The following is a 22,636-nucleotide window of genomic DNA, read 5'->3' on the forward strand; positions in this document are numbered from 1 at the left end:
ATGTTCCAATGTATGAAATTGCCAGCGTTTAAAAATAGCGCATAGCCTACGATCGATTATAGCGCAGGAGATTGGCGGCATATGTTGCAGTATTTAAGTGGCAAATAGCCACGGCTGCTGCATCTGCGGCGTCATCTGGTTTAGGAATGGCTGTTAATTTGAGCAGGATACGGACCATCTCTCCGACCTGATTCTTATCGGCGCCGCCATATCCGGTAACGGCCTGTTTGACCTGTTTCGGTGTATATTCGGCGACGGAGAGACCGCCATTTGCCAGGGCCAGCATTGCAACTCCACGCGCATGTCCCACAGTCATTGCGGTGCGTGCGTTTTTCGCAAAGAAGAGTTCCTCCATAGCCGCTTCCTGCGGTTTGTAGGTTGCAATGAGTTTACTCAAACCTTCATAAATAATTTGCAAGCGTTGTGCCAGTTGCATTTTGGCCGGGGTCGTGATCACATCACATGCTAGCATGCTTAGTTCACTCCCCCGAGCCATAACCACGGCATAACCAACGATTGCTGTACCTGGATCAATGCCGAGCGCGATACGCGCATTTGAAGGTGGAGGCGGCACGAGATCTTTTTGCATCTGCCACGCTCCCTTCTAACATTGACGACTTTTACAAAAATTTACGCGTTGTAAGAAGCCGCAAATGCCTCAGGGAAGTCAGCGTTGGTATACACGTTCTGGACATCATCCAGATCTTCCAGTTTCTCGATCAGACGGATGGCCTGGTGGGCGGTTTTCTCTTCGTCCAGTTCGATTCTGGTCTTTGGTACCAGGGTGCTCTCGGCCTTCAATACCTTCAAGCCATTATCTTCGAGCGCTTTCTGCACTTTTTCCAGTTCGGCATGCGATGGATCAGTGTAGATGACAAGTGTTTCATCACCTGGATTAGCCGGCTCGACATCCTCAGCACCCATGTCAATCGCTTCCAGTGAGAGCTCGTCGGCGTCATGGCCATTCAGCTCAACCTCGATGACCCCTTTGTTTTCAAACAGCCAGTCCACGCAGCCATTCTCACCCATATTGCCCGCATTACGGTTGAAGGCATTACGTACCTCGGCCACGGTGCGGTTGCGGTTCTCGGTTAATGTCTGTACCAGGATTGCAGTGCCACCAGGACCATAGCCTTCGTAGGTGATCTCCTCAAGGTTGTTGTCCTCGCTACCACCGAGGGCGCGTTTAATATTGCGCTCAATATTATCCATTGGCATGTTGGCGTCGCGCGCTCGCTGTACCGCAATGCGTAGACGGAAGTTTGCAGCTGTGTCACCACTGTTGCCCTCACGTACCGCGACAACGATCTCGCGTCCTAGCCGAGTGAACAGTTGGCCTCGGCGTGCGTCATTGACGCCTTTTGAGCGGCGAATCTGTGCCCACTTTGAATGTCCTGACATATCGTTGCTCCCCTAATCTATTCAGAAGATTCTCTCTATAAAATATGCCGTAAGCATACATTACATGTTGCTGTGTGTTATCAATAGCTGTCGGGCCTATTTTAACACGAACGGGTATAGAGCGTCGAGGGGTGTCCCCCTGCGAAGTTTGCGGATGTGCATCTCCTACGAGCTATCTCCTTTCATTATAGGTATACCGCCAGAGACAGTGGGCAGCGGCATTCTATCCTTCCTCTGATTGCTAACAGCAAAAGAGTTCTTGCCGCCACAAGGTTTTTTTGTGTTAAAATGAGCATAGCGCACACTCTTTTTCAGCGTTGATCCAATACAGCTGGTGGCATCCGTTTTGCTGCCTGTTTTGAGCCCTGCCAGGGACAGTATAGAGGATCTAACATCTATCTATACAACACAACGGCTTACAGAGCGTACATAGATACAGAGAGGCGAAGTGGTAGATGTCAAGGAGGAAGCAAGCATGGATCTATCCGGACGTGGGGCTCGCCAGGGACTGGGAAGAACCGGGGAGCGCCTGGCGGCGCTTCAACTCGAGCAATCAGGTTATACTATTCTGGAACGGAACTTTCGTTGTCGCTATGGAGAGATAGATCTGGTTGCCGAGCACGAAGCTGATCTTGTCTTTATTGAGGTCAAGACGCGCCGAGGAATGAGCCATGGTTTGCCTGAAGAGGCTGTAAATTATCGCAAGCAACAAAAAATTATCCAGGTAAGTCAATACTATCTGTTTCAGCATGATTATGCGCTGCGTGATTGGCGTGTTGATGTTGTGGCCGTTCAACTCAGTGTTACTGGCCATCTTGAAGCGATCCGTATCTATCAACATGCATTTACTGAATAAATCACCTCGCAGATATTATATAGAAGAATACACCTTACAAGGGTTCTATGGAGGCAAATTAATGAGTGATTTTCTATCATCAGCCAAAAACTTTGTGAATTCCGCAGTCAGTCGTACCGGCTGGGAGGCGCAGAAGCAGATGCGTGTGCGCAGCAAACAGACGGAGATCGATAAATTGTTGGAACAGCGCCAGCAATTGATGGATGAACTGGGCCAGGTGGCTATGAATCTGTATCAGCAGGGCTCACTTAGCGATTCTCAGTTGTCACGCTTATGTGCCAGTATTTTTGAGCTGGACCACGATATGCGCACGCGTGAAACGCAACTGCAGGAGGTTAAGAACGAGGCTTATCCCGTCGACCAGCTTGGACCCGAGCCAACGATGAACTATGCCCCGCCCCCATCTTCATCCAATGCTAGTACCTCTGGCAATCCTGCGAATACTAACGCCAGCTATGTAGCGCCCACACCTAACGCCGCCCCGGATGCCCAGACGCAGCGCTGCCCACAGTGTGGCAATCCTCTGCGTCCAAACGCCCTCTACTGCCGTAGCTGTGGTGCCAAACTACGCTAAATCAGCCTGGCATAGATGCCCGGGATGAAATCTCATCCCCGGCGTACCGGCAGCTCTTGGGCCCAATACGTTTCGTTGAAGGAGATAACCTCAACGGTATGGCGTGGCGTCCTCTCCACGTATGATTCGCTGCTTTTCTCCACCATGTTTTTTACCCACGGGATGCGCAACGAGATTTGTAACTGATCCGCAGAGACTGGCGAAACGCTAAAAAAAAGTGTCTCCTATAAGAGAAGAAACCTCAAAATTTTTCTCAGAAGGAGGACACCTTTCTAGTATGACGCATTCGACCACCACCGTCCAGACGACTCCAGAGTCGCAACCTTCCACTCCCAATTGGATGGGAGAAGCGGCAGCTTTTGCTCAGAGCCTCACCCAGACGGGTATTCTCACGGCTATCACCCAACGAGTCCGCTTCGCGCGCGCCCGGATGGGGACCTACGATCTCATCGATTTTGTCGTGGTCCTCGTCGGCTACGCGCTTTCCGGTGAACCGACCTTGCAAGCCTTTTACGAGCGCCTTGTGCCGTTTGCCGACGAGTTCATGGCCTTCTTTGGCCGCCAGCGTTTGCCCTCGCGCTCCGCGCTCTCTCGCTTTTTGGCGGCGCTGGATCAGGCCAGCGTCGAAAACATGCGTACCCTCTTCCAGCAAGACGTGCAGGCCCGCACGTCGTTTCCTGATCCCGGCGGGATCATCGATCGGTGTGGGCAGAGCTGGCTGGTCGCGGATGTGGATGGCACCCGAAAGGTCGCTCGCCAACGCGCCTTGCCCCAGGCCGAGTCGCTGCCTGCTGCGCGCCGTCGCTTTGACCAGGTGTGCGCCAAAGGGTATCAGGGCCGCAAGCGCGGGGAAGTCGTACGCACCAGGACCGTGGTGCTCCAAGCTCATACCCATCAGTTTCTGGGAACCTTTGGAGGGTCGGGCAACGGCGATTACCGGGGCGAACTGCTGCGAGCGATCCAGGTTCTGCTCGACTATGGAAAGCAGGTTGGTGTACCTGCCCAGCAGATCGTCATCCGCCTCGACGGCCTGTATGGCAATGCTGCTCCTCTCTGCGATGTCCTCACCTCGGGCCTGGCAGTGGTGGCCCGCCACAAGGATTACCACCTGCTGGATGTGGCGGAAATGCAGGCCGTGTTGGCTGCCGCTCCCGCTGCCACCTGTACGCACCCCGAAAGCCAGATGACCCGGACCCTGTTTGATTGTCCAGCCGTCCCGCTTTCCCCTACGGGGCCTCTGGTACGCGTGATCGTGGCGACCCATCCAGCCACCTCAGACCCTCCCTCCGTTGGGGAGCAGCGAGCGGAGACTGTCTACGAGCTCTTTGTTTCAACGCTGCCTTGCCCTGCCTTCAGCGCCAAAGATGTCCTGGATGTGTATCTGCATCGCGGTTCTTTTGAAACCGTGCTGGCGGATGAAGATGGTGAACAGGACGCTGACCGTTGGGTCTCTCACACGGCCTGGGGACAGGAATGCTTCCAGATCCTGGTTCAGTGGCTCTGGAACCTGCGGATGGAACTCGGCCTGCATCTGACTCCCGCAACAGTGCGCACGACCGAATTTGCTCCGGCTCACGCAGTTTTGCCAGTCGCTCTCAGTGAGCCAGCCGTTCCCAGTGGGTCAGCCGCTCCGGTAATCTATGGTCCTGCGCAGTGGGCCAAACGCTCGTTTACCGGCGGTTTTCCTGGCTCAGTGTTTACGCTGCAACCCGACGGTACCTTGCGCTGTCCCGCTGATCATCCGCTGTACGCGCAAGAGCGTCGACCCGAACATGATGGCTCTCTGCGTGTCTTGTATGCGGGCCGCATTGGCTTCTGTCGGGCTTGCCCCTTGCGCGAGCAGTGTCAAGAACATCCTTCCACCAAAAAACCACGCCGCGTCAGTGCCGTCTTCTGGCCTCTGCCTCCTGATCCGCTCTCTGCTCCTGCGGTGCCATCCTTGCCGCATGTTCCCGTCGTGTCTCCGTCGGCTCCCTTGCTCTGGCGCGATTGGCCTCGTCGCTCTGTGCGCCGTCACTGGACCCAGCTCCTACGGCGAGAAACAGCCACCTTTTCCTGGGAAGCTTGCCCTCAGTCCTCACAGCCAGCACATCCTCTGAAGCCAGACGAGACGCTGCTGACTCGCGAGCAGCGTGCTCATTATCGGCTCTCCTGGTCCCAGCGCCTCGCTCGCAATGCCCGTTCCGCTGATGCTCCCAGGCTCTCTGTTCTTTTACATGGCCTGCCCGTCCGCTTCTTCGAAACGTTTGGCCCTCCTGCTCAAGCCGTCGCGTAAGCCTTTTTTCCTGTCTTTGGCAACCCTTCCGATGCGCTGCTGGCTGGGCATCACCTCTTCATCGAAGTCTATCGATGCAAGGCTTTTGCTTCCTTTCCTTTTCCTGTTGAGGTTTTCAATTGATTCCATTGCCTGAGTTTACCTCGTTGCGCATCCCGTGGGTTTTATAGTCACAAAAGCGCTTCTCTGAAACGTATTGGGTCTTGGGCCTGCGACCCTGCTCGCCTCGGATCTCGTCAATGTCCCTCCTCCATTCCCAGGAAGATACTTTTAATATATCGAAAAACACTTATGTTATAACCGTTTGTGTAGTATAACATACTGTGCAAGATATTGATATTATGCGGAACACACTAAAAATGTGACGCATCTCATAGATTCATCTACCTTTACAATCTATAATTCCCCGAGTAAGAGATGCACGTAATACGAACGGCTTCTTTACCTAATAGTGCGAACTATCATGGCAAAAGCGTAACGCGTCGCAAATCGCTGTGGTTTAAAATCAAGCGGATAGACGGGTTTTTACTGGGCTTTAGCCCTTGATTGTTACATTTATTGCATTATTGAATTAGACTGGATAGGTGCAACGAAGGCACGACGGCACAGGCTGTACGGCCTTAGGAAGTGTTGCCAGGTAAAATCGTGCAAGAAAAGCCTCCCACTGATGCGTGCATCAGTTTTCGAAAGAGAAAGGTGTTCACCCTTTCCAGGTCGCCAAACACCAGACGTTGGCTGCACACCCGTCGGGTACGGCATGAAACGGTGAACGGGCATGGCACCGCCCTTTAAGCAAGCAGATGTGTAGATCTGTGCTTGAGCGTATTCCTCACCCACTACGGTTCTTCAACGAGTTGCCTCAACGAGGCACCGACTCAGAGAGCCGACTACGTAGGAGTACAAGAAGCCGCCGCCTCTTTAGGGCGTGCGGAGTGTCACAACAAAAGTAAAGGAAATTAATCACAAAAGTAAAGGAAATTAATCACATGAGCAATTCAATGCAATCTAGCGCCGAAATCAATGCACAGGTGACCAGCGTCGAACTGAATGATCAGGAACTCGCCGAGGTCGTAGGTGCCTTTGGTGGTTGCTGCGAGACCGTTTTAGATGTTTGTTGCGGTACTGAACACCACCACCATGGTCACTTCTTCCATCACCACCACCGCCATCACTTCCATAATAGCGATCCTTGCTGCGATCCCTGCTGCGATCCTTGCTGCTTCTAGTTCGCTAAAAGCCAGCATAGCAGCAATTCTATAAAAAAGCCCCGGACCTCCAACTACTTGATTGGGAGGTCCGGGGCTTTTTTTGTCGGGTTTGACTCTGCCTCTGAAATGGTTGAGTCGGATTGCCGTAGCAAGTTCCTTGTATGCTATAATGGTATTCACTATTCTCTCTGTGTGTTTGGGGCGTTTGGCTTTTTTGGGCTCTGGGAATTCGGGTTGGGAATAGCTATTTGGAACCGTGAATTCGGTGTGCGCTAAAAAAACGGTAGGGAGGCTTCCAGTGCGCGAGGAGCGTGATGTCGATCTGTCTGTCCAGGATGGGTCCTGTTCTCTTGAGGTTGTGAGCCAGCGGGCAAGTCAAACCCAACGCATCGGGATGGCCCTGGGTGGGTTATTGCAGGCTGGCGATCTGATTCTATTGGATGGACAGCTTGGGGCGGGCAAGACGACGTTTACTCAGGGTCTGGCGAAAGGGATGCATGTAACGGATGTTGTGAATAGTCCGACCTTTACCCTGTTAAAAGAATATATGGGGTCTCAGTCGCGGGATCAGAAGGAGTCAGCTGGCGCACCACTGGCTCTCTATCATTTTGATCTGTATCGACTGGATGATCCTGATGAGATTGTTGATCTCGGATTTGAAGATTACTTTTATGGTTCGGGCGTATGTGTGGTTGAGTGGGCGGGCAATGCCGATGAGCTGTGGCCTGCGGATCGACTCTATATTCGCCTGAGTACTGTGGATGAAACGAAGCGCCGCCTGTTGTTTGTGGCAACCGGGCAGCGCTATTGTGAACTGCTACAACAGTTACAGAAGAATATGTATGCTATTACTCGCTCTTGATACTTCGACTCGCTTTGCGAGCGTAGCTTTGTGTTCAGAAAATGAGTTGCTGGGTGAATATACCTGGTATGCGGAAAATAATCATAGTGTGGATTTGTTGGAACGTATCCAGGCTATGACGGTTGAACGACAACTCTCTTTGCAACAACTCGATGCGGTCGCGGTGGCGACGGGACCTGGCTCATTTAATGGTGTGCGCGTTGCTCTGGCAGCGGCTAAGGCCCTGGCTTTTTCGTTACAGAAGCCGCTGGTTGGCGTTGGGACGCTGGATGTGATTGCCGCCCAGCAGCAGCAGTGGCGGGGACCCATCTGTGCAGTCCTGGAGGCGGGCCGTACTGAATTATATGCAGCCTGTTATCTTTCCCGAGAACAGGGCTCAGCCGAGGCTGAGGTCGTGTATCGTCAGCAACGGGTTGGTGAGTATTTTCTGGGGACACCCGAGCATTTGCTCGAGCATCTTAAGACTCAACTGGCTGACTGGCCGGTGCCGGTTTCTGAACCGGTTCTTTTCTGTGGAGAGATGAAGCCCGTGTCGCGCCAGGCCTTACAACAGGGTATGGCGGGTCAGGGCTGGATAAGGGATGGCCTCCTCTCGACACGCCATGCTTCAGTGCTGGCTCAACTGGCTATGCAACGCCTGCAGGATGGTCACACCGACGATCCTCTGTTACTGGAGCCTTTATATTTACGTCGGCCATCTATTACGAAGAGTACGCGCAAGCAGCCATTGCTTGGTGCTGGCTCACAACAAGCTATCGATCATGATACCAAAGAAAGGGAACAGGGTGCGTTACGCCATTGAACGAATGACGATGTCGGACGTGCCTCGCGTTATAGAGATTGAGCGTCTGGCTTATCCATCGACGTGGCCTCCGAGCGCCTATCGCAAGGAACTACAAGATAATCGCTGGGCGCATTATATCGTGTTGCGCGATAAGCACATCTTTGAAGAGCAGACGGCGGTAACTTCTGAGCCGGAAAAGGTTCGTAAGACGCGTCCGTTTCCGCTTTCACTTTTGCCCAGTCGGCCAGCTGTGACTGCGCCATCTCCGGACCTGGCTTCTATTATCGGGTTCTCTGGCCTCTGGCTGATGGTCGATGAGGCGCATATTACTACTATTGCTATGCATCCGGAATTTCGCGGGAATGGCCTGGGCGAATTTTTATTAGTGAGCTTGATTGATATTTCATATAATATAGGCGCAAAATGGGTCACGCTAGAGGTGCGCGTTTCGAATCATCCGGCGCAGAATCTGTATCGGAAATATGGGTTCCGTGAGGCTGGTGTGCGGCACCGCTATTATAGCGATAATCAAGAAGATGCTTTAATTATGTGGACCGACGAGATCAACTCTCCTGCTTATAAACAAAAATTTCTAGAATTAAAGGCGGCGTTGTTACAAAAGCTAGAGGCGAAATAGCGTCTATATATTTGTGTGTCATGGCTGCATTGTTGGGGATGTAATCTATGCTTGTACTGGGTATTGAAAGTTCATGTGATGAGACCGGGGCCGCTGTTGTACGTGATGGGCGTTATTTGCTTTCCAATGTAGTGGCTTCACAAATTGAGATTCATAATCGTTATGGTGGTGTTGTCCCCGAAGTGGCCTCACGCCAACAAATTGCTGCGATTATTCCTGTAGTAGAAACGGCGCTGGCCCAGGCTTCGTGTTCCTGGGATGATCTGGATGCGATCTCAGCGACCTATGGTCCTGGTCTGGCCGGTTCATTACTGGTCGGTTTGACGGTTGGCAAGACGCTGGCCCTGGCGCGCAATAAGCCGTTTCTGGGCGTCAACCATCTGGAGGCGCACTTATACGCTAACTGGCTCCGCGATGAGCCTGCTCCTGCGGAGGACGCTGTTGAGGCGGCCTTGCGTGAGCAACCGGGAGATCCACTTTTTCCTTTGATCTGTCTGGTGATCTCAGGTGCGCATAGCGAGATCGTGCTGGTGCGCGAACATGGTGATTATCAATTGCTGGGCCGTACACGCGACGATGCGGCCGGCGAGGCCCTGGATAAGGTTTCTCGTGTGCTTGGACTTGGTTATCCAGGTGGTCCGGCTATTCAGCGTATGGCGCAGCAGGCTGAAGATGCCTACGTAGAACAAAAGAAGTCGGTCAAGAAGGCGCGTAACGTCTATCGTCTACCACGGGCCTGGCTGCGTGGTACCTATGATTTTAGCTTTAGTGGTGTCAAGACGGCCATGTTGCATCTGGCTGAAGGCGCCACTGACGCTACTCGTACACATGAGGAAGGGAAGCCATCTACCCAGTACACACGTTATACACGTATGGGGGAACAGGCAGCTCAGGCCGGGGCTCCTGATGTGGCCCTACTGGCATCTGGTTTTCAGGAAGCTATCGTTGATGTCCTGGCCGTCAAAACACGCATGGCAGCGCAAGAATATCAGGTTAAGCAAGTGATTCTGGCTGGCGGTGTCGCTGCCAATCTGAGCCTGCGAGCACGGATGCGTCAGGAATTACAGCCACTGGGCATTCGTCTGAGCTATCCTTCTATTGATTTTTGTACCGATAATGCCGCAATGATTGCGAGTGCAGCCTTTTTCCACTTAAGTTTAGGTGAGCGCCACGGCATGGAGCTGGATGTTCAGCCTGGATTAAGTCTGCCATTTAGAAAGTGAGATGCATAATGCCAAAGTCAAAGTCCTATGCATTGGGGATTGATCTGGGCGGTACCAAGACCCTTGCCGCAGTGATTGATCTTTCCTCAGGAAGCGTTGTGGCTTCCGCACGTAAGCGAACTCGTGCGGAACGTGGACAGGATTTTGTGTCGCAGCGCACAATTGAGCTGGCAAATGCTGCAATTACTGCGGCGAAGCTTCCCGATGATGCGGAATTATTGGCCATTGGTGTCGGTGCCGCCGGACAGATTGATCGTGCCGCGGGCGTCGTGCTGGATGCTCCGAACCTGGGCGTACGGAATATGGCCCTGGGTGAGATCTTAAATAAGCGCTTCAACTTACCTGTCGTGGTTGGCAATGATGTAGAGGTTGCTGCCATGGGCGAAAGCCTGTATGGTTCTGGCCGTGGCTATAATAACTTTGTCTGCCTCTTCGTTGGTACTGGCATTGGATCCGGTATTGTGCAGAATGGTCGCATGTATACCGGTTTGACCGGAACAGCTGGCGAAGCCGGACATATGACTATCCAGGCTGGCGGTCGTATCTGTGGCTGTGGTTCACGTGGCTGTCTTGAGGCTTATGCCTCGCGTACCGCGATCACCAAAGCGATCCTGGCCGAGATGCACCATGGCCGTCCTTCAATCCTGGCCGACGATGCTCTGGGACAGCTCAAAGAAGGGGATACCATTATTCGCTCTGGTATCATTGCCAATGCCATCGACCACAAAGATGAACTGGTCACTGAAATTGTGACGGAAGCTGCCAACTACCTGGGCTATGGATTGGGATCGATTATGAACTTCTACAATCCCGATTGCATTATCCTCGGTGGTGGCGTAATTGAGGCCGTGGATCTCTTGTTTGAGACCGCCGTCAGTCGTGCCCGTACCGTTGCCCTCTCGGCATCCGGTAAACAAACGCCGATCGTACGTGCCAAATTAGGCGATTTTTCTGGTGTTGCAGGTGCCGCTGCCCTGGGAGCCATGCGCACCGGTTATGCCGTTGATACCAAAAACTGATTCCCACCACCGCTAAACCAGACAAGCCGGACGTATCTTGCATACGCCCGGCTTGTTTTTGGTAGGCGTACCGGCAGCGCTGGTCGCCAATACTTTTCGGTTAGCGAGACGTTGAGAGATGGTTCGACGTGACCAGCAAGCAAGGTGTACGTGGAGAGGGCGCCACACGCGGAGGCCGCACTGCTACGTTTGCGCAGGCCAGCGTGCACGAACGACTTCGCAGTGCTGTGGCGCCTACAGGGATCGTGTGGATCCTCCCCGTACCTTCTCGGAGAGGATCACGAAACAGGATCCGTCTCGGTGTAGGCGCCACAGGCATGCGATGCTCGTTGAGCCCCTTGCTCCACCATCACGCCGCATGCCGGCCTCACGTGTGGCGCCCTCTCCACGTACGATCCGCTGCTTTTCTCCACCTATTTTTATGGCCACAAAAGCGCTTAAACGAAAAGTATTGGCGCTTGTCGCTGCGATCTGTTGACGTACGAACAAGCACCAGCAGCATGCTGGACGCGCTTGGATACGCTTGCTTTTACACGACGACGGGTTTCAGGGACATGGCTTACGTGTACTGATCGCAGATACAAGACCTGCCGCTACGGTTGTTGCTTATTCTACGGTGGCTACGGCCTCTTCTAATTTTGGGAAGAGGGGACTGGGTTTGGGCAGGGTGATTCCGGCTGGAATATCCTGGCGTTGCCAGCGCTGGGTGCTGACTTCGCCTTCAAAACCTAGATAGCCATGCAGCTTCTGCGATGAGAATGGCAGGTAGGGACAGAACAACAAGCGTAAGCCACTCAGGACTTGTATCATGGTGTAGATGGTGGTGCCGGCGGCCTCACGATCTACTTTGATCTGTTTCCATGGTGCCTGTTCGTCCAGATAGCGATTGGCGGCTCGGGCGACGATCATAGCGCTGTTCAGGCCCTCTTTAAAGTGGCACTGTGAGATTTGCTCGCCAACGACCTTGAAGCCGTTCTCAAGCTCGGCCAGGATGGCCTGATCCACAGGACGCAGGGCTTGCGGTTGCGGGACGACACCACCGAATTTGCTTTGCAAAAAGGTCAGGGTGCGGTGGATGACATTGCCATATGTCGCGACCAGTTCGTCGTTGTTGCGACGCAACATCTCATCAAAGGTAAAGTCGCTGTCGCGTCCTTCAGGAGCCGTGGCTGAGAGATAGTAGCGCAACGTGTCAGCCCCATATTTGTCCAGCACATCTTTGGTCCAGATCACATTACCACGGCTACTGGAGGCCTTGGCTCCACTCATGGTCATGAACTCGTTGGCGGGCACATCATACGGCAGATTGCGGTTCCCATAGCCCAGCAGCATGGCTGGCCAGATGATGGTATGGAAAGGAATATTATCCTTACCAATAAAGTAGTAAGGTTTGACTGCTGGCTCGACCTGTCCTGGTACCCACCAGGTCTTCCAGGCTTCGGGATTGCCCTGCTGGTTGGCCCATTCAACTGAGGCGGAATAATAGCCAATTACGGCATCAAACCAGACATAGATACGTTTGTCTTCGTAACCTTCCAGTGGAATTGGCACACCCCAGTCCAGATCTCTGGTGATGGCACGCGCACGCAGACCCTCTTTCAGCCAGTTCATGGCAAAGGCCAGTGTGTTAGGACGCCAGTGTTCTTTGCCCTGTTCGAGCCATTTCATCAGTGGCTCTTGTAGTTTGGGCAGATCCAGGAAGAAATGCTCGGTCATACGCATCTCAAGCTTACTGTTCTTACTGCCACACAGCTTACATCTGGCGTCAAGCAGATCGATTGGATCCAGTGTGTGACCGCAGTTATCACACTGGTCCCCACGGGCTTCTGTATAGCCACATAGTGGGCAGGTGCCTTCTACATAGCGATCTGGCAAGAAGCGGCGATCGGTAGGACAATAAGCGGACTGCATACTGTCTTTGAAGATATAGCCTTTATCGAGCAGTGTCAGGAAAAAATCTTGCGTAATCTGATAATGATTCTGGGTACCGGTCTCGGTATAGAGATCCCAGGAGATGCCGAGGTTCTCCCAGACTTCAGTAATCTGGCGGTGATAGTTGGCGACAAATTCGCGGGGCGAAATGCCTAAGCGCTCGGATTCAACCATGATCGGGGTGCCATGCTCATCGCTACCTGAGACCATCAGCACCTGGTTTCCTGCCATGCGATGATAGCGTGCAAAGGTATCTGCCGGCAGATAGGCCCCGGCAACCTGTCCAACGTGCGTCGATGTTTTTGCGTACGGCCAGGCTACGCAGACAAGAATATGTTCACTCATAAAATTTATTGTACTCCCTTTATAGGTTTGAAGGATTGTGTTGTGTGTGGGGAGGGTCTTCTATTCAATCTTCTGCGTATCTCAATGAACCATGACAGAGAAAACAGGAGCTGAACCACGGGTATTATAACAAGTGTGATGAGGGAGTACAAGAACCAGATTACAGACAGGTTTTTGTGCTCCCGCGAATCCTCCTCTTTACATGCCGATGTAGCGTGCATAGACTGAGCGTGCTACCTGTTCGTTATCGGTCCCTTTGATAATCGCGCGGGCATCGGGAAAGACAGTCAGTTCATAGTCATCTACCTGGAAGCGCAAGAGATAACTATTATACTGGACGGTGCCGATGGGCTGTAGACGTTCGGCTAATTCGACAAAATTCAGTTTTGCCTGCGGTCCTGGATTCGTATTACGTACCTGAACGGCGTTGCGACCGCAGAGACTGGTGCTGCTATTGCCACGGGCATCCAGAAATGTAAACTGTTGCTGCCCGCAGGCCGGACAATCCGGCTGACGGGGGATCTCAATGCGCTCAAACGTATTGTCCCATAGATCCATCCAGGTCATATCACGGCAGATCCTGTCACTATTGAGTAATATTTTTAAGGCTTCTGTGGATACAATACCAGTGATTGCCCCTACGATGCCATTTAATACGCCTGCCGTATCGCAGGTGGGGGTCGTGCCAGGAGGAGGGAGTTCTGGAAATGCACAGCGCAGGCAGGCCGTCTGGCCCGGGAGGATATTCATGGTCACACCATAGGCTGCGATCACGCCGCTATAGATCCAGGGGCGTTGGTGCTTAATACAGGCATCATTCAGGATATAGCGTGTCTCAAAATTGTCCGTGGCATCCAGTACCAGATCAGCTTCACGTACCAGTGACTCGATGCCATCGGCAGTAATATCATCGACCAGCGCTTCAACCTCAACCTCACTATTAATGCGTGCCAGACGCCGCTGCGCTGCGATCGCCTTGGGGAGATGTTCTGCTACATCATCCTCATCAAACAGAATTTGCCGCTGGAGATTATTCATCTCAATATAATCGCGATCAGCAATCACCAGATGGCCCACACCTGCGCGACAGAGATTATTGGCCAGCACTGTTCCCAGTGCCCCACATCCGATAATTGTTACCCTCGCCTCTTTCAGGCGCTCCTGTCCCATCTTCCCAATCGGACCAAATAAGGTTTGTCGCGAATAGCGCTCAAGCATCGCGTGTCCCCCCTTCTCAAGCATACAGACTAACAGCTGTCCCTTGTATTGTAGCACGCCATTCAATTGTGCCAGATTACACCTGGCCATTTCATTTATCGCAAAAAGATCCACAGGTATCGTGGGCTAGTGCATCCCCGCCTCCCCATCACATGATGTCTGACAGACTACTGGTCAGTCTGTACTCGTTTATGGTGTGTGAGTGAGGTGCGGCCGCGGCCGCACCTCACTCACACACCATAAACCCCTATCGGCGCCGCAGGCGCCTAAAAATAAAATGAAATCGCATTGGGAAAGTTGGCAGCAGGGCATAACTGTGCTACAATGCGAGGGGTACAAAACTCTTTTTTGAAGAAATATGTAACCAGTACATTGTGCAATTCTTTGCGAGAGGCGGCTACATGGGCAGCATGAATGCAATAAAGAAAGTATTGGTTATCGATGACAATCCAACGATAGTTGAGCTCATCAAGTATGCCGTGAATTTACAGGGCTCTTATCAGGTTGTTGTCGCTTATGATGGAGTTCAAGGACTTGAGCGTGTCTATGCTGAACAGCCAGATTGTGTCATTATCGATGTAAAGATGCCCAAGATGGATGGATATCAGCTTGTACGCTGTTTACGTGGCGATGCCCAAACCGCAAATGTTCCGTTGATCATTTTAAGTGCGATGACACGTGAAGAAGATCAGATGACCGGGTTGCTTTCTGGTGCCGATGAGTATCTGACGAAGCCATTTAAACCGACTGCATTAAATGCCGCGATTGAACGTGTGCTCCGCCTGACTCCTGCCGAACGCCAACGCCGCACTGATTCTCTGGTACAAACCCAATCTGAGCGTGAGTAAAACGCGTCTTTGTACGTATATAGAAATGTTCTATACTCTTCTTTTGGATGTCTACCAGCTCTATCTGGTGCTTGATAACTTCAGATATGAAACGTAGGTATTCATCTTCGTCATTATAAATCAGCGCTGGTGCGCATGTGAGCTACAGGTATTGCGTAGGTTACATATTCTTTTTGTGGATCCTGATCCACACATACATGATAGAATGAAACATGCGCTGGGTGGGGATTTTACGGTACAGTGTGTCGGGTCTATTTCAGAGGCCGAATGGAGCCTCTCTCAATCTCAGCCCGATATACTTATCTCGGAAGTGGTGGTGGGGCAGGAAAGCGGCCTGGATCTATGTCGCTATGTGCGTAATGTTTCCTCTTTTCAACATCTCCCGATTATGTTGTTAACCTCGATGGCAACCTTACAGGATAAGGTCGCCGGTTTCCAGGCGGGAACCGATGACTATGTGGTGAAACCATTTGATGTGCATCATCTGGTTGCACGCATCAGGTTGTTGGCAAGAATTAAGCGTCTAGAGCGGCGTACAACCGTCTAGACGCTTAATTCTTGTTGCTTGCAGTTTCTGTTTACTGTGGTTAACTAACCAGGGAAGTGACAGGCTGCATAGTGATTGGACTGTTTTTCTTCCAGCGGTGGGATGACCTCACGACAAATGGCTTGCGCTTTCCAGCAGCGAGGATGGAAATTACAACCACTGGGTGGATTGACCGGGCTGGGTACGTCACCTTCCAGAATGATACGTTTACGACGCAGTTCAACCTCTGGATCTGGCACTGGAATGGCTGAGAGCAGGGCCTGGGTGTATGGATGCAGAGGAGTCTCATACAGGCTTTCACTCTTGGCAAGCTCCACGACACGACCCAGGTACATAACCGCGACACGGTCACTGATGTGTTTCACGACTGAGAGGTTGTGAGCCACAAACAGGTAGGTCAGGCCAAATTTACCCTGCAAGTCTTGCAGCAGGTTCAGAACCTGAGCCTGGATCGACACGTCCAGCGCTGAGACGGGCTCGTCGGCGACCACAAAGGATGGATGCAATGCCAGCGCGCGGGCGATACCGATACGCTGGCGCTGACCACCACTGAACTCGTGCGCGAAGCGATTGACGTAGAAAGGATTCAAGCCCACCGTCTCCATGAGATTGGCGACCTCTTCCTGAATCTCTTTAGCGTTACCGCGTTTGAAGTTTTCCAGTGGCTCTGAAATAATCTGACCGATCGTATAACGTGGGTCCAGTGAGCTATAAGGATCCTGGAAGACCATCTGCATTTCCGCGCGCTTGCGACGGATGTCGTTGGATGAAGCTGTGGTGAGCTCCACGCCATCCAGTTTTACGGTGCCTGCGGTTGGTTTGATCAACTGCAGAATGGCGCGACCGGTGGTCGATTTACCACAACCACTTTCACCAACCAGACCGAGTGTCTCACCACGGCGGACAAAGAGATCGACGCCATCGACAGCCTTGACTTGTCCGACTGTGCGCCCAAGGAGACCTCCCTTTACAGGGAAGTGGACCTTGAGGCCTTTGACATCAACGAGTGTGGTTCCGATCGCTTTAGTTTTCTGAACTTGTTGTACCATAGTTTTCCTCTTGTGCTAGTTTGGATAGAAGCATGCTGCAGATTGATCGCCACGACCAACGAGTTGGAGCTCGGGCCTTTCCTGGCGACAGCGAGCCTGAACCTTTGGACAACGGGCGGCGTAAGGACATCCCTGGGGAATATTAACCATGTCAGGTGGCTGTCCAGCAATAGGCGTGAGTCGTGCCCCACGTGCATCGTCTACACGCGGAATCGACTGCAGGAGTCCCACGGTATAAGGATGAGCAGGTGTCTGAAATATCTGTTTGACGGGTGCTGACTCTACGATGTGTCCGGCGTACATAACATTGACATATTGGCATGTGCCAGCCACAACGCCCAGATCGTGGGTGATCATCATCACAGCGGTTCCAAACTCCTGTGACAGACCTTTCATGAGCTCCAGGACCTGTGCCTGAATGGTAACGTCCAGTGCGGTGGTGGGCTCGTCTGCAATCAGCAACTGGGGATTACAGGCCAGCGCAATCGCGATCATCACGCGCTGACGCATACCACCACTGAATTCGTGGGGGTAATTTTTTGCCCGCCGTTTAGCATCTGGAATACGCACCAGATCCAGCATCTCAACTGCACGACGCCATGCCTGCTCGTTGCTGACATCTTTGCGGTGCCGCTTGACTGTCTCAGCAATTTGATAACCGACCGTAAACACAGGATTCAAAGAGGTCATGGGATCCTGGAAGATCATCGAGATTTTGCTTCCACGCAGTTCGGTCAGCTCATCTCGACTCTTATCTAAAATATTTTCGCCGTTAAAGAGGATTTCTCCACCAGCGATTTTGCCAGGAGGGGTCGCAATCAGGCGCATCACGGAGAGGGCGGTGACGCTTTTTCCGCTTCCGCTTTCGCCCACAACACCCAGGGTCTGACCTGGTTTCATGATAAACGAGACATCGTCAACGGCTTTGACCACACCTCCTCTCGTGTAGAAGTATGTCTTTAAATTATTGACTTCCAGCAAGTTTGCTGCCATATATCTATCTCCACTTACTAGTCTTTTGAATGAGGATCGAAAGCGTCGCGCAATCCATCACCTATAAATGAGAATGATAGCACGATGATGACAAGTGTCAAGGATGGGACTAAGAGTTCCCAGGGATACGCTGATAGGGACTGTGAAGCATCGGAAATCATCAGTCCAATACTTGCACCAGGGGGGCGTACACCCAGACCCAGATAACTGATTCCAGCTTCACCAATGATGGTACCAGCGATATTAAGGGTTGAGGCCACCATGACGATGCTGAACAGGTTTGGCACAATGTGCCGCGTTAAAATGGTTAAGTCATTGGTACCTGAGGTTCTAGCGGCCTCAATGTACTGTTGCTCTTTGATTTGCAATGTCTGACCACGCACATAGCGCGCCATTAATGGCCAGGATGTAAAGGCCAGCACGATTGAGATCAGCAGCAGACGGGCGTTACCACCGGCTCCAATGACTGGAACGGCACCCAGGGTGTCATCGGCCCAGCCGCCCAGGATACCGGCAACCAGGATGATGAACAGCAGGCCAGGAAAGGCGAAGAGTAGATCAGCCAGACGCGCTAGAAACTGATCGATCCAACCACCATAATAACCGGCCAGTACACCAACCGTGATGCCCAGTGAGATATCAACAATTTCAACCACCACTGCCAGGACGATTGAGATCAACATACCTTGCATCAAGCGAGCTAATATATCACGACCGATACCGTCTGTTCCCAGCCAATACTGGGGCGATGGCATCTCATGAGCGCGATCTAGCTCCTGGTGATCGTATGTATGATAGACATCAGGGCCAATAATATGGGTGCCCAATTGCTGTTTGTAGAGTCCGCCAATATGATGATAGATAAAAGGACCCAATATGGCAATTACAACTATGCACAGGATAACTATCAGGCTGATCATTGCACGTTTATCGCGCCGGAAACGCCTGAGTGATTCCTGAAAAGGCGTGCGCGATTTTTTCGGCTTTGGATCAATCGGGGCACTATCAGCGATAGCAGCCTCTTCTGGGATCGGCGCCGCGTTTTCATGGCCCGGTACCGTACTGAGCTCAAATTCTGGCTCGACCGCATTTGATGTCGGTGCTATAAATCCGGACGCATTTGTTTCGGGCTTGTGATCATGTGTATCCATATCTTCTCCTATGAAACTTTAATGCGCGGATCTACTACTGTATACAACAAGTCGGAAGCCAGATTTCCTAGCACTACGGCTGTCGCTAACAACACCGCTGTTGCCTGGATGACTGGATAGTCACGTGTATAGATGGACTGGATCGTAATATAGCCAATCCCCGAAATGTTGAAAACGTTCTCGGTGAAGAAGGCGCCTGAGACCAGGAAGCCAAGTGAGACACCAAGCACTGTGATGATCGGGATCAGCGCGTTACGCATCGCATGGCGATAAATCACAATACGCTCTTTGAGCCCCTTGGCGCGTGCAGTCCGGATATAATCCTGGCGTAGGATTTCCAGCGTGCTGGTACGGGTGAGACGAGCAAAATACGCCAGACCGATAGCTGCGTAGATAATGATTGGACCTATTTTTGTCTGGATATCAGTTGGGCTATATTGCCAGGTATTGCCCCAGCCAGAAACTGGCCAGTCCACACCGAAGGAAAGGTGGAGGTAAACAATGGCCACCTGAAAGAGGGATGCAAGAATGAAGGAAGGAACTGCAAACAGGAAGATTGCTAAGCCCATGCTGAGTGTATCTATCCAGGTACCGGATTTCAACGCAGCCAGGATACCCAGGGGCACCCCGATGATTAACTGGACTAATAATCCCCAGAGCCCCAGTTCTAGTGAAGTAGGTAAACCATCCTGGAGAATCGCGAATACCGGGCGGTTCACTGTCTGGAAGGAATAACCCAGATCACCACGTAAGAGGCGGAAAACGTAGTTGAAATACTGTTGATACCAGGGAAGATCCAGGCCATAACTATGCTTGAGTCGCATATATTGCGCAAGATTGAAATGGTTGCCGAGCATTTCCTGGATTGGATCACCTGGCGCCGCGTATCCAATGATGAACGTGATAAATGTCACGCCAACAAGGACAAAAACAAGGCCAATCAGCCTTTTGATGAGAAATTGAGCCATCTTGAACCTTCTACTCCCTTGTTCAAAACACCTGGAGGGTTACAATGGTCGTGCTTGTGCAACGGCTACAAAATAGACAAAATTGGAATCAGGTAAACGTTGGATGACAGCATCAGAATCTGAGCTTCGCACGCCAAATGTTCCTCGTTTCCTGGTACAGAAAAACTTGAGGGACGTTGCTCGTGTATCCTTTATGCTGTTGTGCTTCGGCTCTATCTATGCGAGGCACCTTTCGCTAGATATCCGTTTTAAAATACCGACAACAGATTGTTATACATGAGCTCATTTTTGCTATTTTATTTGAGGGCTTTATTATTGTCAAGGTAACTGGCTACTATATATGTATTATTGCCTATGGCCTTGCAGTGAATAGATATACCCTTCAACAATTCACGTACCTGAACAGAAAATTGGATGTTGTTGCACAGTGTGATGAATAGGATCAGGGATAATGGACGATTTCCCGTCCATTATCCCTGAACTGTGGCAGGTCCACCTGCCACAGTGTATAACCTAGTGGTTAGCGACGGAGACTTTTGCCCACTCGAATGGAGGGGTTGCGTCACCGGCGTTGAAGGTGCGACCAATGATATAGCTCTTCAACACACGTGAGCGGGCCATCTGGAAGGTTGGCAACCAGACGACATCGTTCACCAGGGTCTGCTCAGCATCATTGTAGGCTTGCATACGCTTGGTGTTATCTTGCTCAATGTCAGCGGCAGTCAATGCAGTCTGTACTTTGACCTGAGCAGCAGCATCAGTGGATTTGTTCTGTCCCCAGTTGGTCTGGTTGTTTGGTGAACCAGCAGTGAATTGCAGGGTCAGGAAGTCCTGAGGATCTGGATAGTCATCGCCCCAGCCACTCTCGAACATCTGCACACTGTCGTTACCAACGGTTTTAGGCAGTGAAGCGCTCAAGGTCTCGAAGTCAGTGGGGACAGCCTGGACGGTAACTCCCAGGACATCTTTCCACTGCTGCACGGCGGCGGCGATTTCTTTGTCGGTATCAGGGCTACCACTTGCATACTGGAATTTGATCTTTGGCAGGGCTGCAGCGTTTGCATAATGACCTTCCTGCAGACCTTTTTCAAACAGTTGTTTTGCGAGCGTTGGGTTACCAGCTGTGCTGGTGGTGCCATCCGGGCCTTTGAGGTTCTCGTTATAACCAGGCATACCACTTGGTACGATATGGTTCGTTGGAGTGTAAACATCCTTGTAAACAACTTTGATGATCTCATCTTTGTTCAGAGCCAGCGCAAAGGCTTTACGGATGTCGATGATGTCAAATGGCTTGGCCAGGAAGTTCATACCATAGTAGAAGATGGAAAGAACAGGGATTTTGTGATACTCTTTACCCGCTTTGGCCTCTGCCAGATAGTCGGTTGGCACTGCAGCCTGGTCAATCTGACCATTTTTGTAGGCCTGATAAGCGGTTGCTGAGGTTTTGTAGAAGGTGCTGACAACTTTGATGGTTGGTTTGGCTTTGGCGTAGTTTGGATTTGGAACAAAGACAATACTTCTGCCATGGGTATATGATTGAACTTTGAAAGGACCTGTGCCGCCGCCCTCGGTCAGGTGGTCGGTGAAGTTTTTGTTACCATATTTGGTAACCAGGTCTTTGTCAACCACAAAAGCGGTTGAGTAGGTCAAGGTAGCCAGGAAGTAGCTAGCAGGTGTCGTGATCTTAATGACAACAGTGTCCGGTGTCGGGGTTGTGATGCTGTCACCAATGATGGTTTTGATTTTACCAGCTAACAGTTTGTCCGAATCTTTGATCAGATTCAGGTAGCTAGGAGAAGCTGGCGAAGCAAGGTCAGGCTGTAGGGCGCGATCCAGGCTATAAGCTACATCGGCCGAGGTAACTGCGCGACCGCTGCTGAACTTCAGACCGGGTTTCAATTTGAAGGTATAGGTGAGTCCCTTATCAGTAACATTCCAGCTATCGGCCAGTTCAGGCACGACTTTCTGGTCGTTATCCAGTGAAACCAGACCGGTGAAGACCATACCGATGGCCTGCAAGGAAGTCTGAGTGGTGGCCATTGCTGGATCGAATGTTTTGATGTCCGCAATTCCGACCAGTGGCCAGTTAAATACTTGTTTGTCGGCTGGCGCTTTGCCGGTATTGTTCGTCGATCCTGAAGTGCCACAGGCGCTCAGGATGGTTGCCATCAGGATCAGCATTGTTGCTACGACCCCTAAGGCTGATTGCTTTTTCGCTCGCATGAAGACTTCTCCTTATAAAGGAATAAAGATGAATAACAGGAAAATCTTTTCGCTTCAGTGATATGTGGCAATATCTGGATCAGTTATTGCTTCATCACATGCTTCCATCGACGAAAGAAGTTTTGCCCTGTCTTTTTCATGGACCACTTTTCATTCTACTAGTTAAAAAGTGTTGTTTTCCATGATCATACATACAGTAACCATTCACAGTAACCATTCACAGTAAACGTATACGAGCTATCAGGGTATAGAAATAGGGACAGCTCAGTGTGAAATGTAACTGTGATTATTGGTCTTTGTATAATAATTACGTCATGCCTTGGGTAAATCTCACACAATATGACCAGATAAAATGGAGAAATAAAAAAATCTTTTAAAGTTTGGGCTGAATGTGTGATTTTTGCTTTGTCCTATGAGCGATTGGGATATATTTATGGCGAGGTGTGGATGGCTGGCATATTTAGTAGTATTGCATAAATCTGGCCTTAAAAAAGGATGAAGGAGATGTAACTATCTTCTTCAT

Annotated in this window: 20 protein-coding genes; 11 read left to right on the top strand and 9 right to left on the bottom strand. The window is 51.4% G+C overall.

What is annotated here, in order from left to right; all coding sequences use genetic code 11:
• Nucleotides 1–46: 46 nt before the first annotated feature.
• Nucleotides 47–589: a crossover junction endodeoxyribonuclease RuvC gene (ruvC, locus tag KDW_RS17545; RefSeq protein ID WP_151757147.1), complete on the bottom strand. Its 543-nt coding sequence runs from the start codon at nucleotides 587–589 to the stop codon at nucleotides 47–49.
• 41 nt (nucleotides 590–630) lie between these two features.
• A complete protein-coding gene (locus KDW_RS17550) occupies nucleotides 631–1,401 on the bottom strand; it encodes a YebC/PmpR family DNA-binding transcriptional regulator (RefSeq protein WP_151757148.1) in 771 nt (256 codons plus the stop codon).
• A 475-nt stretch (nucleotides 1,402–1,876) separates the two neighbouring features.
• On the opposite strand from KDW_RS17550, the gene KDW_RS17555 reads away from it, so the two are divergent.
• The 9 genes from KDW_RS17555 (at nucleotide 1,877) to KDW_RS17595 (ending at nucleotide 10,839) form a co-directional block, all read left to right on the top strand.
• The gene (locus KDW_RS17555; protein ID WP_151757149.1) at nucleotides 1,877–2,257 is read left to right on the top strand and encodes a YraN family protein; all 381 of its coding nucleotides are present in this window, start codon (nucleotides 1,877–1,879) and stop codon (nucleotides 2,255–2,257) included.
• A gap of 61 nt (nucleotides 2,258–2,318) precedes the next feature.
• Complete coding sequence (locus KDW_RS17560) at nucleotides 2,319–2,831, top strand: zinc ribbon domain-containing protein (protein WP_162005326.1); 513 nt, start codon at nucleotides 2,319–2,321, stop codon at nucleotides 2,829–2,831.
• A gap of 277 nt (nucleotides 2,832–3,108) precedes the next feature.
• Nucleotides 3,109–5,106 carry a hypothetical protein gene (locus tag KDW_RS17565; protein ID WP_151754490.1) on the top strand — a complete coding sequence of 666 codons (1,998 nt, stop codon included), beginning with the start codon at nucleotides 3,109–3,111 and terminating at the stop codon, nucleotides 5,104–5,106.
• 986 nt (nucleotides 5,107–6,092) lie between these two features.
• Nucleotides 6,093–6,332, top strand: coding sequence for a hypothetical protein (locus KDW_RS17570; protein WP_151757151.1), 240 nt, complete (start codon nucleotides 6,093–6,095; stop codon nucleotides 6,330–6,332).
• Between the two features lie 280 nt (nucleotides 6,333–6,612).
• Nucleotides 6,613–7,176 carry a tRNA (adenosine(37)-N6)-threonylcarbamoyltransferase complex ATPase subunit type 1 TsaE gene (gene tsaE / locus KDW_RS17575; protein ID WP_198925312.1) on the top strand — a complete coding sequence of 188 codons (564 nt, stop codon included), beginning with the start codon at nucleotides 6,613–6,615 and terminating at the stop codon, nucleotides 7,174–7,176.
• A complete protein-coding gene (gene tsaB, locus KDW_RS17580; RefSeq protein ID WP_162005327.1) occupies nucleotides 7,157–7,978 on the top strand; it encodes a tRNA (adenosine(37)-N6)-threonylcarbamoyltransferase complex dimerization subunit type 1 TsaB in 822 nt (273 codons plus the stop codon). The genes tsaE and tsaB overlap by 20 nt, the downstream gene beginning before the upstream one ends.
• Before the next feature lie 10 nt (nucleotides 7,979–7,988).
• Nucleotides 7,989–8,597, top strand: a complete 609-nt coding sequence (gene rimI, locus KDW_RS17585; RefSeq protein ID WP_162005328.1) for a ribosomal protein S18-alanine N-acetyltransferase — start codon at nucleotides 7,989–7,991, stop codon at nucleotides 8,595–8,597.
• Between the two features lie 47 nt (nucleotides 8,598–8,644).
• The gene (gene tsaD, locus KDW_RS17590) at nucleotides 8,645–9,820 is read left to right on the top strand and encodes a tRNA (adenosine(37)-N6)-threonylcarbamoyltransferase complex transferase subunit TsaD (RefSeq protein ID WP_151757154.1); all 1,176 of its coding nucleotides are present in this window, start codon (nucleotides 8,645–8,647) and stop codon (nucleotides 9,818–9,820) included.
• Nucleotides 9,821–9,828: 8 nt separating this feature from the next.
• Complete coding sequence (locus tag KDW_RS17595; protein WP_151757155.1) at nucleotides 9,829–10,839, top strand: ROK family protein; 1,011 nt, start codon at nucleotides 9,829–9,831, stop codon at nucleotides 10,837–10,839.
• Between the two features lie 606 nt (nucleotides 10,840–11,445).
• Here the strand turns inward: KDW_RS17595 and metG are convergent.
• Together metG and KDW_RS17610 are read right to left on the bottom strand one after the other, a co-directional pair.
• The gene (metG, locus tag KDW_RS17605; RefSeq protein ID WP_151757157.1) at nucleotides 11,446–13,116 is read right to left on the bottom strand and encodes a methionine--tRNA ligase; all 1,671 of its coding nucleotides are present in this window, start codon (nucleotides 13,114–13,116) and stop codon (nucleotides 11,446–11,448) included.
• A gap of 198 nt (nucleotides 13,117–13,314) precedes the next feature.
• A complete protein-coding gene (locus KDW_RS17610; protein WP_151757403.1) occupies nucleotides 13,315–14,334 on the bottom strand; it encodes a ThiF family adenylyltransferase in 1,020 nt (339 codons plus the stop codon).
• A gap of 410 nt (nucleotides 14,335–14,744) precedes the next feature.
• On the opposite strand from KDW_RS17610, the gene KDW_RS17615 reads away from it, so the two are divergent.
• Both KDW_RS17615 and KDW_RS17620 read left to right on the top strand, forming a co-directional pair.
• Nucleotides 14,745–15,182, top strand: a complete 438-nt coding sequence (locus tag KDW_RS17615; protein ID WP_162005329.1) for a response regulator transcription factor — start codon at nucleotides 14,745–14,747, stop codon at nucleotides 15,180–15,182.
• 151 nt (nucleotides 15,183–15,333) lie between these two features.
• Nucleotides 15,334–15,729 (top strand): response regulator transcription factor, encoded by a 396-nt coding sequence (locus tag KDW_RS17620; RefSeq protein ID WP_162005330.1) that lies wholly within the window; start codon nucleotides 15,334–15,336, stop codon nucleotides 15,727–15,729.
• Nucleotides 15,730–15,773: 44 nt separating this feature from the next.
• Here the strand turns inward: KDW_RS17620 and KDW_RS17625 are convergent, their stop codons facing one another.
• The 5 genes from KDW_RS17625 to KDW_RS17645 all read right to left on the bottom strand — a co-directional run bounded on the left by KDW_RS17625 (nucleotide 15,774) and on the right by KDW_RS17645 (nucleotide 22,113).
• Nucleotides 15,774–16,778, bottom strand: coding sequence for an ABC transporter ATP-binding protein (locus KDW_RS17625; protein ID WP_151757160.1), 1,005 nt, complete (start codon nucleotides 16,776–16,778; stop codon nucleotides 15,774–15,776).
• A gap of 15 nt (nucleotides 16,779–16,793) precedes the next feature.
• Nucleotides 16,794–17,771, bottom strand: coding sequence for an ABC transporter ATP-binding protein (locus tag KDW_RS17630; protein WP_151757161.1), 978 nt, complete (start codon nucleotides 17,769–17,771; stop codon nucleotides 16,794–16,796).
• Between the two features lie 17 nt (nucleotides 17,772–17,788).
• The gene (locus tag KDW_RS17635; protein WP_151757162.1) at nucleotides 17,789–18,922 is read right to left on the bottom strand and encodes an ABC transporter permease; all 1,134 of its coding nucleotides are present in this window, start codon (nucleotides 18,920–18,922) and stop codon (nucleotides 17,789–17,791) included.
• Between the two features lie 8 nt (nucleotides 18,923–18,930).
• Nucleotides 18,931–19,890: an ABC transporter permease gene (locus KDW_RS17640; RefSeq protein WP_151757163.1), complete on the bottom strand. Its 960-nt coding sequence runs from the start codon at nucleotides 19,888–19,890 to the stop codon at nucleotides 18,931–18,933.
• A gap of 513 nt (nucleotides 19,891–20,403) precedes the next feature.
• Nucleotides 20,404–22,113, bottom strand: coding sequence for a peptide ABC transporter substrate-binding protein (locus KDW_RS17645; RefSeq protein ID WP_151757164.1), 1,710 nt, complete (start codon nucleotides 22,111–22,113; stop codon nucleotides 20,404–20,406).
• Nucleotides 22,114–22,636: the final 523 nt, after the last annotated feature.

Origin of the sequence: Dictyobacter vulcani, from assembly GCF_008974265.1 — a bacterium.
Lineage (GTDB): Bacteria > Chloroflexota > Ktedonobacteria > Ktedonobacterales > Ktedonobacteraceae > Dictyobacter > Dictyobacter vulcani.

Excerpts from the sequence above, each read along its gene's own strand:
- ruvC (WP_151757147.1), bottom strand. The coding sequence starts at position 589 with ATGCAAAAAGATCTCGTGCCGCCTCCACCTTCAAATGCGCGTATCGCG.
- KDW_RS17550 (WP_151757148.1), bottom strand. The coding sequence starts at position 1,401 with ATGTCAGGACATTCAAAGTGGGCACAGATTCGCCGCTCAAAAGGCGTC.
- KDW_RS17555 (WP_151757149.1), top strand. The coding sequence starts at position 1,877 with ATGGATCTATCCGGACGTGGGGCTCGCCAGGGACTGGGAAGAACCGGG.
- KDW_RS17560 (WP_162005326.1), top strand. The coding sequence starts at position 2,319 with ATGAGTGATTTTCTATCATCAGCCAAAAACTTTGTGAATTCCGCAGTC.
- KDW_RS17565 (WP_151754490.1), top strand. The coding sequence starts at position 3,109 with ATGACGCATTCGACCACCACCGTCCAGACGACTCCAGAGTCGCAACCT.
- KDW_RS17570 (WP_151757151.1), top strand. The coding sequence starts at position 6,093 with ATGAGCAATTCAATGCAATCTAGCGCCGAAATCAATGCACAGGTGACC.
- tsaB (WP_162005327.1), top strand. The coding sequence starts at position 7,157 with ATGCTATTACTCGCTCTTGATACTTCGACTCGCTTTGCGAGCGTAGCT.
- rimI (WP_162005328.1), top strand. The coding sequence starts at position 7,989 with ATGTCGGACGTGCCTCGCGTTATAGAGATTGAGCGTCTGGCTTATCCA.
- tsaD (WP_151757154.1), top strand. The coding sequence starts at position 8,645 with ATGCTTGTACTGGGTATTGAAAGTTCATGTGATGAGACCGGGGCCGCT.
- KDW_RS17595 (WP_151757155.1), top strand. The coding sequence starts at position 9,829 with ATGCCAAAGTCAAAGTCCTATGCATTGGGGATTGATCTGGGCGGTACC.
- metG (WP_151757157.1), bottom strand. The coding sequence starts at position 13,116 with ATGAGTGAACATATTCTTGTCTGCGTAGCCTGGCCGTACGCAAAAACA.
- KDW_RS17610 (WP_151757403.1), bottom strand. The coding sequence starts at position 14,334 with ATGCTTGAGCGCTATTCGCGACAAACCTTATTTGGTCCGATTGGGAAG.
- KDW_RS17615 (WP_162005329.1), top strand. The coding sequence starts at position 14,745 with ATGAATGCAATAAAGAAAGTATTGGTTATCGATGACAATCCAACGATA.
- KDW_RS17625 (WP_151757160.1), bottom strand. The coding sequence starts at position 16,778 with ATGGTACAACAAGTTCAGAAAACTAAAGCGATCGGAACCACACTCGTT.
- KDW_RS17630 (WP_151757161.1), bottom strand. The coding sequence starts at position 17,771 with ATGGCAGCAAACTTGCTGGAAGTCAATAATTTAAAGACATACTTCTAC.
- KDW_RS17635 (WP_151757162.1), bottom strand. The coding sequence starts at position 18,922 with ATGGATACACATGATCACAAGCCCGAAACAAATGCGTCCGGATTTATA.
- KDW_RS17640 (WP_151757163.1), bottom strand. The coding sequence starts at position 19,890 with ATGGCTCAATTTCTCATCAAAAGGCTGATTGGCCTTGTTTTTGTCCTT.
- KDW_RS17645 (WP_151757164.1), bottom strand. The coding sequence starts at position 22,113 with ATGCGAGCGAAAAAGCAATCAGCCTTAGGGGTCGTAGCAACAATGCTG.